The sequence below is a fragment of the Frankia sp. AgKG'84/4 genome (assembly GCF_023242965.2).
GTDB lineage: Bacteria > Actinomycetota > Actinomycetes > Frankiales > Frankiaceae > Frankia.
Genome location: NZ_JALKFU020000664.1, coordinates 1 through 618 on the forward strand (window position 1 = coordinate 1; position 618 = coordinate 618).

Below are 618 nucleotides of genomic sequence, written 5' to 3' on the forward strand. Positions count from 1 at the left end.
ACACCAACGAAAAACCCACATCCCCCAGACCCAGCTCAGGCCGCGCCGACACAAACGCCGACAACCGACCCGCCTGCGCCGAAAGACCCGCCGCATCCCGACCCGACACCACCCACGGAAACACCGCCGGCACGACAACCGGAGAAGCCGGCGAAGAACCAACCGAACCGGCCGGTGAGTCCACCGGGGAATCCACCCCGGAAACAGGCGGGACAACGACGGTGGAATCCACCAGGACGGCCGGTGAACCGGAGCCGGTGGTGCCGTCACCGGCGGCGACCTCGACGTCGGTGTTCGGGTCCACTTCGAGGATCACGTGGGCATTGGTGCCGCTGATGCCGAACGCGGACACCCCGGACCGGCGCGGGCCGTCCGTGGGCCACGGCGTCGTCTGCGTCAGGAGCTGGACCGCGCCCGTGGCCCAGTCGACGTTCGGGGTCGGCGCGTCGACGTGCAGCGTTCTGGGCGCCACCCCGTGCCGCATCGCCATCACCATCTTGATCACACCGGCCACGCCCGCCGCCGCCTGGGTGTGCCCGACGTTCGACTTGACCGATCCCACCCACAGCGGCCGGTCCGCGTCCCGACCCTGCCCGTAGGTCGCCAGCAACGCCTGCG

1 protein-coding gene is annotated in these 618 nt (G+C 70.4%); it reads right to left on the reverse strand.

Annotated elements, in window-relative coordinates; genetic code table 11:
- On the reverse strand, positions 1 to 618 hold a 618-nt coding region (locus MXD58_RS24520), incomplete at both ends, for a ketoacyl-synthetase C-terminal extension domain-containing protein (protein WP_284678837.1).